At 38.9% G+C, this 15,323-nt stretch carries 18 protein-coding genes; 2 read left to right on the top strand and 16 right to left on the bottom strand.

What is annotated here, in order from left to right; translation table 11 throughout:
- Positions 1–51: 51 nt before the first annotated feature.
- From BHU72_RS06800 to BHU72_RS06745, 12 genes are all read right to left on the bottom strand, one after another.
- Complete coding sequence (locus BHU72_RS06800; RefSeq protein WP_083248303.1) at positions 52–1,104, bottom strand: elongator complex protein 3; 1,053 nt, start codon at positions 1,102–1,104, stop codon at positions 52–54.
- Positions 1,104–1,793, bottom strand: a complete 690-nt coding sequence (rnc, locus tag BHU72_RS06795) for a ribonuclease III (RefSeq protein WP_069701865.1) — start codon at positions 1,791–1,793, stop codon at positions 1,104–1,106. Before rnc ends, BHU72_RS06800 begins: the two co-directional genes overlap by 1 nt.
- A 130-nt stretch (positions 1,794–1,923) precedes the next feature.
- Positions 1,924–3,165, bottom strand: coding sequence for a beta-ketoacyl-ACP synthase II (gene fabF, locus BHU72_RS06790; RefSeq protein ID WP_069701864.1), 1,242 nt, complete (start codon positions 3,163–3,165; stop codon positions 1,924–1,926).
- A gap of 125 nt (positions 3,166–3,290) precedes the next feature.
- A complete protein-coding gene (gene acpP / locus BHU72_RS06785) occupies positions 3,291–3,524 on the bottom strand; it encodes an acyl carrier protein (RefSeq protein ID WP_069701863.1) in 234 nt (77 codons plus the stop codon).
- 27 nt (positions 3,525–3,551) lie between these two features.
- Entirely contained in the window at positions 3,552–4,292 is a 741-nt protein-coding gene (fabG, locus tag BHU72_RS06780) for a 3-oxoacyl-[acyl-carrier-protein] reductase (protein WP_069701862.1), read from the bottom strand.
- A 49-nt stretch (positions 4,293–4,341) separates the two neighbouring features.
- Complete coding sequence (gene fabD / locus BHU72_RS06775; RefSeq protein WP_069701861.1) at positions 4,342–5,286, bottom strand: ACP S-malonyltransferase; 945 nt, start codon at positions 5,284–5,286, stop codon at positions 4,342–4,344.
- 3 nt (positions 5,287–5,289) lie between these two features.
- Positions 5,290–6,240, bottom strand: a complete 951-nt coding sequence (fabK, locus tag BHU72_RS06770; RefSeq protein WP_069701860.1) for an enoyl-[acyl-carrier-protein] reductase FabK — start codon at positions 6,238–6,240, stop codon at positions 5,290–5,292.
- A gap of 26 nt (positions 6,241–6,266) precedes the next feature.
- Positions 6,267–7,253 carry a beta-ketoacyl-ACP synthase III gene (locus tag BHU72_RS06765; protein WP_069701859.1) on the bottom strand — a complete coding sequence of 329 codons (987 nt, stop codon included), beginning with the start codon at positions 7,251–7,253 and terminating at the stop codon, positions 6,267–6,269.
- Positions 7,243–8,247: a phosphate acyltransferase PlsX gene (plsX, locus tag BHU72_RS06760; protein WP_069701858.1), complete on the bottom strand. Its 1,005-nt coding sequence runs from the start codon at positions 8,245–8,247 to the stop codon at positions 7,243–7,245. The genes BHU72_RS06765 and plsX overlap by 11 nt, the downstream gene beginning before the upstream one ends.
- Positions 8,248–8,262: 15 nt before the next feature.
- Positions 8,263–8,832 (bottom strand): transcription factor FapR, encoded by a 570-nt coding sequence (fapR, locus tag BHU72_RS06755; protein WP_069701857.1) that lies wholly within the window; start codon positions 8,830–8,832, stop codon positions 8,263–8,265.
- Positions 8,833–8,946: 114 nt separating this feature from the next.
- Complete coding sequence (rpmF, locus tag BHU72_RS06750; protein ID WP_069701856.1) at positions 8,947–9,120, bottom strand: 50S ribosomal protein L32; 174 nt, start codon at positions 9,118–9,120, stop codon at positions 8,947–8,949.
- A gap of 44 nt (positions 9,121–9,164) precedes the next feature.
- Positions 9,165–9,695: a YceD family protein gene (locus tag BHU72_RS06745; RefSeq protein WP_069701855.1), complete on the bottom strand. Its 531-nt coding sequence runs from the start codon at positions 9,693–9,695 to the stop codon at positions 9,165–9,167.
- Between the two features lie 160 nt (positions 9,696–9,855).
- Between BHU72_RS06745 and BHU72_RS06740 the strand changes: the two genes are divergently transcribed.
- The gene (locus BHU72_RS06740) at positions 9,856–11,070 is read left to right on the top strand and encodes a nucleotidyltransferase (protein WP_069701854.1); all 1,215 of its coding nucleotides are present in this window, start codon (positions 9,856–9,858) and stop codon (positions 11,068–11,070) included.
- Positions 11,071–11,111: 41 nt separating this feature from the next.
- Here BHU72_RS06740 and BHU72_RS06735 read toward each other — a convergent pair whose 3' ends face one another.
- The gene (locus BHU72_RS06735) at positions 11,112–12,167 is read right to left on the bottom strand and encodes a SepM family pheromone-processing serine protease (protein WP_176720424.1); all 1,056 of its coding nucleotides are present in this window, start codon (positions 12,165–12,167) and stop codon (positions 11,112–11,114) included.
- On the bottom strand, positions 12,164–12,982 hold the full coding sequence (locus BHU72_RS06730; RefSeq protein ID WP_069701853.1) for a patatin-like phospholipase family protein: 819 nt from the start codon (positions 12,980–12,982) through the stop codon (positions 12,164–12,166). The genes BHU72_RS06735 and BHU72_RS06730 overlap by 4 nt, the downstream gene beginning before the upstream one ends.
- Positions 12,983–13,041: 59 nt before the next feature.
- Here BHU72_RS06730 and ylbJ point away from each other — a divergent pair, with 59 nt between their 5' ends.
- Positions 13,042–14,271 (top strand): sporulation integral membrane protein YlbJ, encoded by a 1,230-nt coding sequence (ylbJ, locus tag BHU72_RS06725; RefSeq protein WP_069701852.1) that lies wholly within the window; start codon positions 13,042–13,044, stop codon positions 14,269–14,271.
- On the opposite strand, the gene coaD is transcribed toward ylbJ, so the two are convergent.
- Together coaD and rsmD are read right to left on the bottom strand one after the other, a co-directional pair.
- A complete protein-coding gene (gene coaD / locus BHU72_RS06720) occupies positions 14,242–14,736 on the bottom strand; it encodes a pantetheine-phosphate adenylyltransferase (RefSeq protein ID WP_069701851.1) in 495 nt (164 codons plus the stop codon). The two genes, ylbJ and coaD, sit on opposite strands and share 30 nt — an antisense overlap.
- Complete coding sequence (gene rsmD / locus BHU72_RS06715) at positions 14,733–15,299, bottom strand: 16S rRNA (guanine(966)-N(2))-methyltransferase RsmD (RefSeq protein WP_069701850.1); 567 nt, start codon at positions 15,297–15,299, stop codon at positions 14,733–14,735. The genes coaD and rsmD overlap by 4 nt, the downstream gene beginning before the upstream one ends.
- Positions 15,300–15,323: the final 24 nt, after the last annotated feature.

Here is a 15,323-nt window from a genome sequence, read left to right as displayed (position 1 = left end):
TTCCCCCACTTTTCTCGCTATCTACTATAGTAAAGCCCTGTTCTAGTGCTCTTATAATGATTCAATGATTGAAAATGTTTTCTTCCGTTGTGTAGAATCTTTGACAAGAATAATCTTCTTACGAAACTTATCCATGAACGATTGTAGGTTTTGGTTTCCTTGTCCGCGAAATGCAGTCTCATCCGATGGATGAATGGATATATAGATGAGGTCATCATTACCGGAAAAACTATCCGTAGATAACTCTAATAATAGGTCAAGGAAATACTGAGATTCAATCAATTGTCGGATGTTCGGATGATATGGACCTGCAATGACAGCACCTGTTTCTTGCAACTCTTCCGATGCTTGTAGTCCTAACCGAATAATCGGGATATTCGACTGATAAAATAATCGTACCATTTTTGCTGTGTTTTCGATAGTGTCTTGTAATGACCATGGTGTATATAAACCCTTTTGATATAATTGCTCTAGCTCTGTGCCCTGTAGAACAAGTGTCGGATAAATTCTCACAAAATCTGGCGCAAGACGAATTACTTCCTGGGCCGTCTTAATTGAGATCTCTAATGAGTCAAATGGTAATCCTACCATTAATTGAATGCCTAATAAATACGGAGTTTCTCGTATCAGTGATACAGCCTGATACACATCTTGAACACTATGACCTCGATTTGAGCATTGTAATACTTGGGAATCTAAAGATTGTACCCCTAGTTCAATTGCCTCAATTGGATAACCTTGTAAGTTTTTAAGTACGTCTGCATTAATATAATCCGGTCTAGTAGAAAAGCGAATTCCCTGTAAAGAATAATGATTAACGTATTTCGTCCCGAGCTCTAATAATTGTATTTGATAGTCATGTGGCAGCCCTGTAAAGCTGCCCCCGAAAAAAGCTATACCTACATGATTCTGATTACAATCAATCGATTCCAACTGCTTTTTAATCTCTTGTTCAATTTCGGCGATGGAACGAACAACTGATTTCTTTAAGCCTGTAATTTTCTCTTGATTACAGTAAGCACAATCATGTGGACAGCCTAAATGAGGAACAAATATTGAAACTTTCTTTTCTTTTTTGTTATCGCTCATATATTCACCTGACATTATGATTTGATGATAATTTTCAAAGTTACATTTGCCGCTTCTTGTTCAGCTTCCTTCTTTGTTTTACCCATCCCTTCACCAATAGGTTGTCCATCTAGAAAAACCCTAGAGACAAATGTCTTTTGATGCGCAGGACCTTTCTCATTGATAATACGATATTCTATTAACCCGATGCCCTTTTCTTGTACATATTCTTGTAATGCACTCTTATAATCTCGGACTTCTTTAAACTGGCCCTGTGATATTGATGGAAACACGTGTTTTTCTAAGAACTGACTAACACTCCCTAAACCTTGATCTAGATAGAGCGCTCCTATAAAAGCTTCAAAGACGTCTGCTAATAATGCTGGTCGCTTACGTCCGCCTGTATTCTCTTCGCCACGTCCTAATAAAATATACGCTCCGAAATTTAATTGCATTGCGTAAGAGACTAAAGAAGATTCACAAACTATCGCAGCCCTAAGCTTTGTTAAATCCCCTTCCTTCATTTTCGGATACGATTTAAATAAATGCTCACTGATTGTCAACTCTAATACAGCATCCCCTAGAAACTCTAACCGCTCATTGTCATGTTTCAATTCTTTACGGTGCTCATTAATATATGATGCGTGAGTAAATGCTTGATACAACAATTTTTTGTTAATGAATTGAATTCCAAGCTCATGTTGTAATAGTTCAAATCTTTTCATAAAAACACACCCTTACTTTCTAACTCTATGCCATCTAAATTATGCTAACTTGATTGAAATAAGGAAGCACATTTCTGTACTTCCTTAACTCGAGTTTATTCAATTGATTGACAACTATATCCATTTTAAACTATGGCTTATATTTTTTCAAACATATCGTAGCGTTATGACCACCAAATCCTAATGAATTTGACATAGCAACTTCTACAGTATGCTTTCTCACTTGATTTGGTACATAGTCTAAATCACATTCAGAATCTGGTGTATCATAATTAATAGTTGGTGGTACGATATCCTCCATAATTGCTTTTACACAAGCAATTGCTTCGATTCCACCTGCAGCCCCTAATAAGTGGCCAGTCATAGACTTCGTGGAACTTACTGGAATTTCATACGCATAATCGCCAAACACTGTCTTGATTGCCATCGTTTCGAACTTATCGTTGAATTCTGTTGAAGTTCCATGTGCGTTGATGTAGCTTACTTCATTAGGAGTAATTCCTGCATCAGCAATCGCAATTTTCATCGAACGAGCTGCGCCTTCACCATTTGGAGCGGGAGCAGTTAAATGATATGCGTCGCCACTAAGTCCGTATCCTGCCATTTCCGCATAGATTGTTGCACCACGTTGTAAAGCATGCTCTAAGCTTTCAAGAACGATTACTCCAGCACCTTCACCCATGACAAAACCATCACGATCTTTATCGAATGGACGACTTGCCTTTTGTGGCTCATCATTACGAGTAGACATTGCACGAGCTGCACAGAAACCCGCATAGCCTAGCGGTGTAATACTTGCTTCTGTACCACCTGTAATCATTACATCAGCTTCGCCACGTTGAATAATTTTAAACGCATCACCAATCGAATGTGTACCCGTTGCGCAAGCAGATATAGCTGCACTATTCGGTCCCTTCGCGCCAACCTGTATCGACACAACTCCAGAAGCCATGTTTGCAATCATCATTGGGATTAAGAATGGACTGACTCTCTTCGGCCCTTTTTCTAGAAGTACGTTATATTGGTTTTCCCAGGTTTCTAGACCACCAATTCCAGAACCAATATATACTCCAATGCGCTCGTTATTTTCATCAGAAATCGTTAAATTCGCATCTTGTATTGCCATTTTAGCAGCTGCTACAGCAAATTGAACGAAACGGTCCATACGCTTTACTTCTTTTTTGTCGATAAAATCCTCCGGATTAAAGCCTTTAATTTCAGCTCCAATCTTAGTCGGATATTCTGTCGTATCAAATTTCTCGATTAGACCAACACCAGACCTTCCAGTTTTTAGTCCTTCCCAAAAACTTTCTACATCATTGCCAATCGGCGTTAACGCACCTAACCCAGTTACTACTACGCGCTTTTTCATTGATTCACCTCTTCTTCTCAAGTCAATAGTAGAAATATAAACATATATGAGTACTCTTTTGAGAGATATATTCTTGATTGATTATACAAAAGTCCCGCAATTAGATTACGGGACATATGTAATAACTAGATTTTTGCTTCAATGTACCTTACAGCTTCCCCAACAGTTGTAATCTTTTCAGCATCTTCGTCAGAAATCTCCATATCAAACTCGTCTTCTAGTTCCATAACTAGTTCAACAACATCTAAAGAATCTGCGTTTAAGTCGTCTTTAAAAGAAGCTTCTAAAGTTATTTCTGCATCGTCAGCCCCTAAACGATCAACGATAATTTGCTTTACTCGACCAAATACATCAGACATGAGTTCACCTCCTCTCAAGTATTATAATTACATCACCATTCCGCCGTCAACTACTAGTACTTGGCCAGTAATATATCTTGCTTTATCAGAGCTTAAAAACGCTACTGCATGCGCTATATCTTCCGGCTTTCCCATCGTCCCAAGTGGAATCTGTTTTGCGATTAGTGACTTAATTTCTTCATTTAATTTGTCAGTCATATCTGTTTCTATAAAGCCTGGCGCAATAGCATTCACAGTAATTCCTCTTGGAGCTAATTCCTTAGCTGCGGTTTTTGTAAGACCAATAACACCTGCTTTTGCTGCTACATAATTCGCCTGACCCGCATTACCAGATATCCCCACAACCGATGCAATGTTAATAATGCAGCCTGATTTCTGTTTCATCATCGGTCGTGTTACTGCTTTTAAGCAATAGAACACTCCCTTTAAGTTGATGTCAATGACCTCATCCCATTCAGAGTCTTTCATTCTCATTAAGAGATTATCTCTAGTAACCCCTGCATTATTCACTAAAATATCAATAGAACCGAATGTCTCTAATGTGAAATCAACCATATTATTGACTTCTTCTGCCTTTGATACGTCAGCTTTATAAATTGCGCCTTCGCCGCCTAATGCTTTGATTTCTTCTAGTAATTCTGCTGCCTTAGCTTCGTTCCCCGCGTAATTGACGACTACCTTTGCACCTTCTTTAGCTAATTCCAGAGCTACGGCACGACCAATACCACGAGATCCTCCCGTGACAAGTGCTACTTTATTTGTTAGCATATAATCCCTCCTCAATTCACTACTCTCTCAAATTTGAGTGTATCTCTGATTAGAGTCCTAACCCTTGTTTCGTAACCTGTAATGAAGCCATGTCTTCAATGTTAAACACTTGCACAGAGCGATCAATTTTCTTAATCAGTCCGGACAAAACTTTACCAGGACCAATTTCTATAAATGTATCGACCCCTTGTTGAATTAGATATAGGATTGAGTCTTCCCAAAGGACAGAAGATGTCACTTGCTCCACTAATAATTCCCTAACTTGTTCTGATTTTGTGACTGCATTAGCAGTCACATTTGCTACTAAAGGCGTTTGCAAATCTTCTACTGTTAGTTGTGCGATTTCTTCCTTCAATTTCAATTGCGCAGGAACCATTAATTTAGAATGGAAAGGGCCGCTTACTACTAATGGAATCACTTTTCTTGCACCTTGTGCTTTCGCTTTTTCACCAGCTTCTTGCACTGCATCAACATGTCCTGAGATAACAATTTGTCCTGGACAATTAATATTCGCTAATTGGACAAAATGACCGTCATTAGAAACTTCTTCACATATCTGGTGTAACAACTCTCGATCCATACCCATAATAGCACTCATCGCACCTTGCCCTTGAGGGACTGCCTCTTCCATTGCTTGCCCACGCTTTCGCACCAATTGAACAGCATCCTCAAATTTAAGTCCTTTCGCTGCAACAAGTGCAGAGTACTCACCTAAACTGTGTCCCGCGACATAATCTGGCTTTACATGTAAGCCCATGGCTTCCATCGCATATAAAGCAGCAATGCTAGCTGTCAATAAGGCTGGTTGTGTATTATATGTCTTCTTCAGGTCTTCTTCTGGACCTTCCAAACATAATTGTGTTAAAGAAAAACCTAATACCTCATCAGCTTTCTCGAACAACTCCTGTGCAATAGAAATATTTTCGATGAATTCTTTTCCCATGCCAATCGTTTGTGACCCTTGACCTGGAAAAACAAATGCTACTTTACCCATATACTAGCGTGCCTCCATACCTGCATTACGGACACGATTTAATGTAGTTTCTGTCGTCGCCATAATATCTTGAATGATTTCTGCCACTGTTTCTTCTTTGGTGACCATGCCTGCAATTTGTCCTGCAAGGATTGAACCTTTATCAATGTCGCCTTCAACAGCAATTCGATATTTGCCAATGCCAAATTTCTCTAGTTCTTCAGCAGATGCACCGCTTCTTTCTAGTTCCATAAACTCTCTTGATAATTTATTACGAATTACACGTACTGGGTGTCCTGTAGGTCGACCTGTAACTACTGTATCGCGATCATTCGCTCTAATTATTGCTTGTTTATAATTAATATGAGGAGCCGTACACTCCTTTGCTACAATAAAACGTGTTCCGATTTGAACCCCTTCTGCTCCTAATGCAAGGGCAGCCACAACACCTCTACCGTCAGCAATTCCTCCTGCTGCTATCACGGGAATCTGAACAGCATCTACAACCTGAGGAACTAAAACCATTGTTGTTAATTCGCCGATATGTCCTCCTGCTTCCATTCCTTCCACGATAATTGCATCTACGCCAAGCTTTTCGAGTCTTTTCGCTAATGCTACTGATGGAACAACCGGAATTACCTTCGTACCAGATTCCTGCAATTGTTTCATATAAATTCCTGGATTACCTGCACCTGTAGTAACGATAGGTACTTTCTCTTCAATGACAACATCTACTACATCTTTAGCATGCGGTGATAGTAGCATAATATTAACTGCAAATGGACGATCTGTTAATTGTTTAATTTTGCGAATTTCGCCACGTACCCATTCTGCCGGAGCACTACCAGCACCGATTGTTCCAAGTCCACCAGCCTTTGATACTGCAGCAGCAAGGTCACCATTTGCAATCCAAGCCATACCACCTTGAATAATTGGATATTGAATTCCTAATAATTCCGTAATTCTAGTTTTCATTTAGCACCCTCCATAATAACGAATCATTACATTTTTACAACTGTGGCACCCCATGTTAAGCCGGCACCGAATCCTACTAAAAGTACATTATCGCCTTTTTTAATACTACCTGATTGTAAAGCTTCATCTAAAGCCACAGGTATTGATGCCGAAGACATGTTTCCATATTTGTGTAGATTAATATACGCTTTATCCATACCTAAGCCTAAGCGTTTCATTGCTGGTTCAATGATTCGAATGTTTGCCTGATGTGGTACAAAAAAATCTATATCCTCTTTATTGAGTCCAGCTTTCTCAACTGCTTCTTCTGACACTTGGCCCATTACACGCACTGCGAACTTAAACACTTCACTTCCAACCATTTTCAACGTATTCTCTTTGTTTGCAATCGTTTCACTGGTTATCGGAAGTTTCGAGCCACTAGATGGTTGACTTAGTAACTCAGCTCCACTTCCATCAGAACCCAAAACAAACGACTGAAATCCTTTACCATCTTCTACAGGCCCTAATACACATGCTCCTGCCCCATCACCAAACAACACACAAGTACCACGGTCTTCCCAATTCAGAATTTTAGAAATAGTCTCACTACCAATGACTAAGACGTATTTATAAAGTCCTGTTGCAATAAATTGAGCACCTGTTGCAAGTCCATATATGAAACCTGAACAAGCAGCAGATAAGTCAAATGCGGCTGCTTTCTTCGCGCCTAATTTCTCTTGCACGATACAAGCCGTACTTGGGAATGTATAGTCTGGAGTTAAAGTCGCTACAATGATAAGATCGATTTCTTCAGCGGATATATTCGCATCTTCTAAGGCTTTTTTAGCTGCCTCTACACCTAAATCTGATGCTGCCACAGACTCTTCTACCATGCGTCTTTCTTCTATACCTGTTCTAGAGCGTATCCATTCGTCTGTTGTATCCACCAATGTTTCTAAGTCTTTGTTAGTTATCGTTTTGGCAGGCAGGAATGATCCAGTGCCAATGATACCCACATTTCTATTCTTCAATCGTGTCACTCCTGTTCGTTAACTCCCTAGCCATTTCATCTAAAGTACCTTTTTCTATAAACATTTTGGCCTGATTAATCGCATTCATAATTGCCATTCGATCTGACGAACCATGACTCTTAATACAAGCGCCTTTCACTCCCAACAAAGGTGCGCCACCGTATTCGCGATAATCTAAGCCTTTTTTCAAACGTTTAAACGCCGGTAGTAGCAATAAACCACCGAGTTTACTGAAAACAGAACCTTTAATTTCTCGCTTCAAGCTATTAAAAATTGTAGAAGCGACACCCTCTGCTGTTTTCAATAAAATGTTTCCTGTAAATCCATCACATACTAACACATCACAAGATCCTTCCATGATGTCCCTAGCTTCAATATTGCCAATAAAGTTCAAATTAGACTCTTCTAGCATTTTATATACGGCCTTAAGCAACTCATTCCCTTTACTAGGTTCACTGCCTATATTCAGAAGACCGACGCGGGGTGTCGTAATGCCAAGCATCTTGCTCATATAGATACTACCAAGCATTGCATGTTGCACTAAGTATTCAGGTTTCGCATCCATATTGGCACCGACATCTAATACTAACGTACCTGAACCCTTTGTCGATGGAAATACCGGAGCTAAAGCAGGTCGTACAACACCTGGTAGCCTCCCAATCGTCAACAGTCCTGAAGCCATAAAAGCACCTGTATTCCCTGCGGTGATCATTGCATCCGCTCGTTTTTCTTTGACAAGCTTTGCAGCTACAACCATGGAAGCATCTTTCTTTTTCTTCAACGCTTTCACAGGTTCCTCATCTACTTCAATTACTTCCGTGGCATGTATAATTTCTACATTTTTGAGGTCTTTATCAATATATTCTCGTATTTTGTTTTCTTGTCCCACTACTATAAAAGTTATATGCGGATTCTTCTGGGCTGATTCAATAGTTCCATAAACTATTTCTTTCGGGGCGTGGTCGCCACCCATTGCATCAATTGCAATTCGCATTTCATTGACCTCCTATTATTTACCATCTAAATATTTGGCCACTTTAAAATCTCCTTCAAATACCTGTTCATTATTTACAAATATTGTTACCTTCACCGTGAAACTACCTTTTAACGAGTTTTCCGAAACCACAGCTGCCTTAGCGACACATTTCTCCCCAAGGTACACTGGGCGTAGGAATCTAATATTTGCAGAAGCAGTTACTACTACATCTGCATCAATCACAGCTACAGCCAAAGAATTTGCTTGCGCAAACAAATAATGGCCTCGCGCAATTTTATTTTTTTGCAAAACATGAGACTTTTGTATTTCTAAAATCGAAATGGCACTACTATTTAGCTGCAAGTCTAATACGTCACCAATTACTTCGTTTATATGTAGGGATTTCACTTTATTGAGGTTTTCTTCCGCCATGTGCTTCATTCTTTCCCGTAATTCAGGGATACCCAACGTCAATCGGTCCAGGCGTATCGTGGGAACGCTTACATCAAATTCTTCAGCTAACGCTTCATCTGTTAAGAACGGAATTTCTTCAATTTTCCGACATAATAGTATATGCCTTTCTTGTTTGGAGAGTTTTTTCATACTACCCCATCTTCCCTATATTATTATGAGCTACGTTTTATTACTAGGTCATAATTCAGTATAATGAAAATCTAAAAAAAAAGCAAGAAAAAAAGCAAAGGAATGTCCTTTGCTTTACTTACTAACAACTTCGCGTTCTTTATAAAAGCCACAGCTTTTGCATACACGATGTGATAGTTTCATTTCGTGGCACTGTGGGCACTCTACCATACCAGGTACAGAAAGTTTAAAATGAGTACGACGCTTATTTTTACGCGTTTTCGACGTTCTTCTAAAAGGTACTGCCATACTTTCCACCTCCTTAAAATACGAAGTCAATTTTTAAAATCTAATTAGTCACTAGACTGATTCTTTAGCAAATCAGCTAGACCCGCTAACCGAGGATCAATACGTTCCGTTTTGCAACTACATGTAAATTCGTTTTTGTTAATCCCACAAACAGGACATAGCCCTTGGCAATTCGATTTACAAACTGGCTTCATAGGTAAACTCAACAAAATTTCCTGTGTAATAAACGGTATTAAATCAATCTCTTGTCCAACTATGTAGTTATAGTCATCTTTAGAGTCCTCTTCAAACTCAGAGATCACTTGCTCATTTTGGACAAACAATTCATTTAGCTTTGGATTCATTGCAACCGTGATTTGATCTAAGCATTTGCTACAAGTCAAACTCACTTCGGTATTAATTTCACCAGTAACACGGTAGTTCCCAGACTTAGGATTCATTACATCTATAACAACATGTACTGGAGAGATTTTCACAATATTTGGGTACCCTGATAATTCTCCTAATTCAATCGTTGTTTCAATATGCTCATGCTCTCGCGTTACTTCATAAGCCTCATCAATTCGAATCTTCAATCGTCTCACCTCATAAGACAACAAGAGTAATTATAACGGTCTGGCAATAAATTGTCAACCGTATCTTTTGTTGTTATAATTTATTTTGACTTGCTTTTTCCTGCTATTGTATTACAGTTAAAGTTAAAATGAAAAAAAATACTATCCTTAGGAGATTCCCATGAACGTTACAGGGATTGTTGTTGAATATAACCCATTTCATAATGGCCATCTTTATCATATCAACGAAAGCAAACGCGTAACAGGCGCTGATGTCATTGTCGCCGTCATGAGCGGTAACTTTTTGCAACGCGGAGAACCTGCAGTCGCCGATAAATGGTCTAGGGCCGCTGTTGCTTTAAAGCACGGTGCAGATATAGTTTTCGAGTTACCTACCGTTTACGCCACTCAAAATGCTCAAACCTTTGCTTTTGGTGCTGTAAGTCTTCTGGACCAATTACAATGTGTTCATTCATTATGTTTTGGCAGTGAGTCAGGAAGTATTCAAGAACTTCAGAGTGTAAGCTCTATATTAGCAGATGAACCAGAAGAGTTCAAAGGTTATTTGCAAAAATTTCTTAGCGCTGGATTATCATACCCTAAAGCAATGCATGAAGCCCTTGCAATGATTGGTATTCCACTATATCAAAGAAATTCGACTGCTCAACCAAACAATACTCTCGGTTTAATGTATCTATTGGCCTTGCATAAACTTAAAAGCAGTATTACCCCAGTTACGATTCAACGTATTGCGGCAGAGTACCATCAAGAAACAATTACAAGTGATTCGATAGCAAGCGCAACTGCAATCCGAAAATTGGCCAATACTGGTTCTTCAGAACAAATTAAAGAATATGTCCCTGACGCTATAACAGCTCTATTTTCTAATACATATCGTACGATGTTACATTGGGACCACTTTCAAGATTTGCTTTTCTACAAGATTTATTCAATGAATATAGAAGAATTAAGGGATATTATTGATGTAGATGAAGGAATGGAGTATCGGTTAAAAAAAATAGTCGGCAATGCAAACAGTGTAAACGAGCTTATAGAAATGCTTAAGGTGAAACGATTTACTTGGACAAGGATTCAGCGAATGTTAGTACATATTTTGTTAGATATGAAGAAGTCAAAACTTGCATCCTTACAAGTTACACCTTACGCCAGAATTTTAGGCTTTACGGATCAAGGTCGGCAGCTCCTACAGATTGCCAAAAAAAAGAGCGCCATTCCCTTAGTTACTAAATGGGGGAAACAGCAGCTCCTTTACGCAGATTACGATCATGTTGCGAATCGCATATATAGTTTAATTGAACAACAGCATCGAAGGGACGATTGGTCACTATCTCAGCTAATCCATCGAGAGTTTTCCAAACCACCGATTCAACAGTAAAAAACTTTACATGTTTAATATTATCATTCACGAATCTCATATTATTTTTTTACTTTTGCATCTATTTCTTGTAAATATTCTATGACTTCACTCACATGTTTAACAGGTACAACAGTTAATGGGCTGCCAATTTCTTCATTCGTGGCAATTGCATCTTTTTCATTGGTATCATAAGGCTGGATGTCCTTTGGTACAAAGAAAATGTCTGCTTTTGCTTTATGCGCAGCCTTTACTTTATGTTTCACTCCTCCAATTTGTCCTACCAGCCCGTCTGCATTAATTGTACCTGTACCAGCTACGTTATACCCTCTTGTAATGTCTTCAGGTGTCAACTGATTAAAAATTTCTAAGGTAAACATCATGCCAGCAGAGGAACCGCCGATTCTCCCCGTATCAATGTCAACTTTCTTATCGGTAACAAGTTCTCGATCTGTCATTATCATAATTCCAATTCTAGCTTCTTCGAATTCAGGGTGACTAATAAGTTCGATCATCTCTTCACGAGCTTCATTGTTTCGCATAAAGTTAACTTGGACTGTTGTTCCAGGTTTTTTTGTTTTTACATATTCAATAATCTGTTCAGCATTCCTCACTTCAATACCATCTACGCTTACAATTTTATCCCCTGGCCTTAATATCTGGTATGCTTTTGATTCCACGGATATATCCCGAACTAATACAGCCTTCTCTATAAATTCTACTGGCTCTCCAGCTAGTAAAAAAGCATTATAAATTGCTTCTTGTTGTGATTGACTCATATATAACAACATGATTTGGCGATATAGCTCATCATCCATATCGTAATGTCCGACAATCTCTTCTTTCTCTACTAGCTCTGTATTCTGATCAAGCATTGAAACAAGATAGAATAATACATTACCAGGGATTGAGGATACCGTCGTTAACATTAGTTTACCTGATTCTGTGCCGGTGGCTCCTTCGACCTGAATAATAGGTCTTAAATGTTCCGCACTTCCCGGCCGCATAATATAATAATCTATTTTCACTTGATAACCAATAATAGCTAAGACTACAATCAGAATTCCTAAATAATTTTTGACATTACCTTTTGGCAGAAATGATTTCAAAGATTTCAAAGATTTTCCCCCTCTATTTCCATCTGAACGAATTGCATAATCTGTTCTTGGTGTTTGTATGCTTCCTCGTACCCAGCTTGTATACATTCCTCTACATGATCAAAGTCTATGATTCCAATATGCCCAACCTGTGGGCGTAAAATTACGTCGGCGTCTAATAAACGTATAGACAATATTTCTTTTTCCATAATATCGATGGTCTGCGCAATTACATCAAACATATTGTCAATCTTCGTAGCATTCTTGTCAGGGCCCACATCTACGGCTATGATAAAATCTGCACCCAAATCTTTAGCAGCATTGATGGGAACACGATCAATTACACCGCCGTCCACTAAAAGACGGCCTTCGTAACATTCAGGTGCAAATATTCCCGGTATTGAGCAACTTGCTCGCACAGCCCGATATATAGGTCCTGTTTGAAAAACGACCCTTTCTCCCTTTTCTAGATCTGTTGCTACGATTGCGATAGGAATACATAAGTCTTCAATATTTTTATTATGAGTCAGTAGTTTAGCTATTTCTTTAAATTTTTCTCCTGATATCATTCCAAGACCTGGGACAGATAAATCTAACCAGTGCTTCTTCTTTAAAGTAGCTAAGAATCTAGCCACCATATGCAGATCCATGTTATTTGCATAAAAAGCCGCTATCATACTACCTACACTACTTCCAGCGATACAATGGATGGGTACTGCCATTTCCTTGAGCGCATTTAGGACGCCTATATGAGCGAGCCCCCTGCCACCGCCTGAACCTAACGCAAGACCAATTTTCGCTTTCCCCAAACTCTCACCTCTTTGTTCATTAGACATGTATAAAGTTTTATATTCAAAAATATATTCTCTATAACATGTACATTGGAGGAAATATTATGCATTATTACATTTCGAATAAATCTTATTGGAAAACAGCAATCTTAGGCCTACTCGCGTTCTGTTTCGGAATATCATTAATTATCTTCTCCGATGTTGCTTTCCAAGCCTCACTACGAGGTTTATCAACCTGGTGGGAAGTCGTGTTCCCTGCATTACTACCTTTTTTTATTGTTTCCGAGATATTGATGGGGCTTGGAGTTGTTCATTTCATGAGTGTTCTCTTAGAACCATTTATGCGTCCTATCTTTAATGTCCCAGGGGCCGGCGCGTTTGTCATGACAATGGGCTTTTCATCTGGTTATCCAATAGGTGCAAAGTTAACAACCCGTTTACGCGAACAAGGATTACTCTCGAGAGCAGAAGGTGAACGTTTAGTGTCATTCACAACGACCTCTGATCCACTTTTTATGTTCGGAGCCATCTCTGTTGGATTTTTCTATAATCCTTCAATCGGCATAATTATCGTTACGGCACATTACATTTCCGCTATCCTCGTTGGTATCATTATGCGCTTTCACGATCGCGAGCAAATTCCTTCGAGCAAGGGGTCTAGCACGAATGACGCACTGCTTTTTCGCGCCTTACAATCGATGCATCGGGCAAGGATGGTTGATCGTCGTCCGCTCGGAAGACTCTTAGGAGATGCAGTTACAAGTTCTCTACATACACTGGGTTTGATAGGCGGCTTCATGATTGTAATGTCTGTGCTAATATCAATTCTTAAGGAAGTTCATGTTACTTCCTTACTATCTACCATGTTACAAGGTATTATCATATTTGTGGGAATATCCCCAGAATTATCAACTTCATTAATCACTGGTTTCTTTGAAGTAACACTTGGCAGTCAAGAGGCTAGTCTCACGAACACATTATTTATACAAAAAATTGTGGTAGTAAGTATTCTGTTAGCGTGGAATGGACTAAGCGTACATGCTCAAGTAGCTGCCTTGTTAAGTACTTCTGATATAAGATATAAACCATATGTAATTTCAAGAATCATACATGCTTCGTTAGCTGCGATTACAACCCTATTATTATGGGAGCCGATGGGCAAAATCATCAGCACTCATGTCATACCGACCGCATTATTCCATTATCCTATGCAAGCTTATCGAGTAATAGATTATTGGATTTACATGGGGATGCTTATTTTCGGAATGTTAGTATTTTTGTTTTTGGTGAGCATGCTGATTCATTTATTTAAGAATGTTCGAAGTAGTAAATAGTTTTGCGAATGCATCAATCACTTGAGGAGGTACAAGGTCATTAATATCCCCACCATATTTAGCTAATTCTTTTACCGCGCTAGAGCTTAAATACGAGTATTTATTATTGGTCATCATGAAAAACGTTTCTATTTCTGGGGCCAATTTCTTGTTAATCGAAGCCATCTGTAATTCATATTCGAAATCTGAAACTGCACGTAATCCTTTCACAATCACATTTGCCTTATGTGCAATCATATAGTCAGCAAGTAAACCAGTGAAGCTATCTACGTATACGTTCCCAAGCCCTTCCGTTACCCGCCGTAAAAGCTCTTTTCTTTGTTCAATTGTAAAAAGTGGATTTTTGCTAGGGTTTTCAAGGATCGCTACAACAACCTTATCAAAAATCTTAGTTCCTCTTTCAATAATATCTAAATGACCGTAGGTAACAGGATCAAAGCTCCCTGGGTAAACAGCTATTTTCATTCCTCATTCTCCTCTTTGTAAAATACAGTGATACCAGTATTACCATATTTATAATATTTGCCGCTCAAATTCATGAATTGCAGCGGTAGATTGGATTTACTATCTTGTTCACATATGATCTTAGCATGACGATTCAATAGTTCTTTGTCTAATAATGTCTGTAGTATCGTCTCTATCTGATTTTCAAACTGTTGATACGGAGGGTCGAGAAATACTAAATCAAACGAGTACCCTTTAGACGCAAGCTTATCACATGCACTTTTCCAATCCGATTTCAATACCTCTGCTCTATCAATAACATTGGCAAGCCGTAAATTTTCTTGGATAGTGTTAATAGCTACTGTTGCATTATCGACAAAAACGCTCCGTGCCGCCCCTCTACTTACTGCTTCAATCCCTAACGCCCCCGATCCAGCAAATAAATCAAGTACATAGCAATCAGCAAAATACGGCCCTATAATATTAAAAACAGATTCCTTTACTCGATCTGTAGTAGGTCTAGTATTCATTCCAGGCACAGCCTTTAAGCGTAGTCCTTTCTTTTCGCCAGAAATAATCCTCATATAATCACATCCGTCATCCGAAAT

It is taken from the genome of Desulfuribacillus stibiiarsenatis, from assembly GCF_001742305.1.
Lineage (GTDB): Bacteria > Bacillota > Bacilli > Desulfuribacillales > Desulfuribacillaceae > Desulfuribacillus_A > Desulfuribacillus_A stibiiarsenatis.
This window is presented reverse-complemented; position numbering and strand designations above follow the sequence as displayed.

What these genes read in the sequence shown, in the direction of transcription:
- BHU72_RS06730 (WP_069701853.1), bottom strand. Translation starts at nt 12,982, where the DNA reads ATGTCTAATGAACAAAGAGGTGAGAGTTTGGGGAAAGCGAAAATTGGT.
- plsX (WP_069701858.1), bottom strand. Translation starts at nt 8,247, where the DNA reads ATGCGAATTGCAATTGATGCAATGGGTGGCGACCACGCCCCGAAAGAA.
- coaD (WP_069701851.1), bottom strand. Translation starts at nt 14,736, where the DNA reads ATGAAAATAGCTGTTTACCCAGGGAGCTTTGATCCTGTTACCTACGGT.
- fabK (WP_069701860.1), bottom strand. Translation starts at nt 6,240, where the DNA reads ATGAAAACTAGAATTACGGAATTATTAGGAATTCAATATCCAATTATT.
- fabG (WP_069701862.1), bottom strand. Translation starts at nt 4,292, where the DNA reads ATGCTAACAAATAAAGTAGCACTTGTCACGGGAGGATCTCGTGGTATT.
- BHU72_RS06740 (WP_069701854.1), top strand. Translation starts at nt 9,856, where the DNA reads ATGAACGTTACAGGGATTGTTGTTGAATATAACCCATTTCATAATGGC.
- rpmF (WP_069701856.1), bottom strand. Translation starts at nt 9,120, where the DNA reads ATGGCAGTACCTTTTAGAAGAACGTCGAAAACGCGTAAAAATAAGCGT.
- fabF (WP_069701864.1), bottom strand. Translation starts at nt 3,165, where the DNA reads ATGAAAAAGCGCGTAGTAGTAACTGGGTTAGGTGCGTTAACGCCGATT.
- fapR (WP_069701857.1), bottom strand. Translation starts at nt 8,832, where the DNA reads ATGAAAAAACTCTCCAAACAAGAAAGGCATATACTATTATGTCGGAAA.
- acpP (WP_069701863.1), bottom strand. Translation starts at nt 3,524, where the DNA reads ATGTCTGATGTATTTGGTCGAGTAAAGCAAATTATCGTTGATCGTTTA.
- rsmD (WP_069701850.1), bottom strand. Translation starts at nt 15,299, where the DNA reads ATGAGGATTATTTCTGGCGAAAAGAAAGGACTACGCTTAAAGGCTGTG.
- rnc (WP_069701865.1), bottom strand. Translation starts at nt 1,793, where the DNA reads ATGAAAAGATTTGAACTATTACAACATGAGCTTGGAATTCAATTCATT.
- ylbJ (WP_069701852.1), top strand. Translation starts at nt 13,042, where the DNA reads ATGCATTATTACATTTCGAATAAATCTTATTGGAAAACAGCAATCTTA.
- fabD (WP_069701861.1), bottom strand. Translation starts at nt 5,286, where the DNA reads ATGGGTAAAGTAGCATTTGTTTTTCCAGGTCAAGGGTCACAAACGATT.
- BHU72_RS06800 (WP_083248303.1), bottom strand. Translation starts at nt 1,104, where the DNA reads ATGTCAGGTGAATATATGAGCGATAACAAAAAAGAAAAGAAAGTTTCA.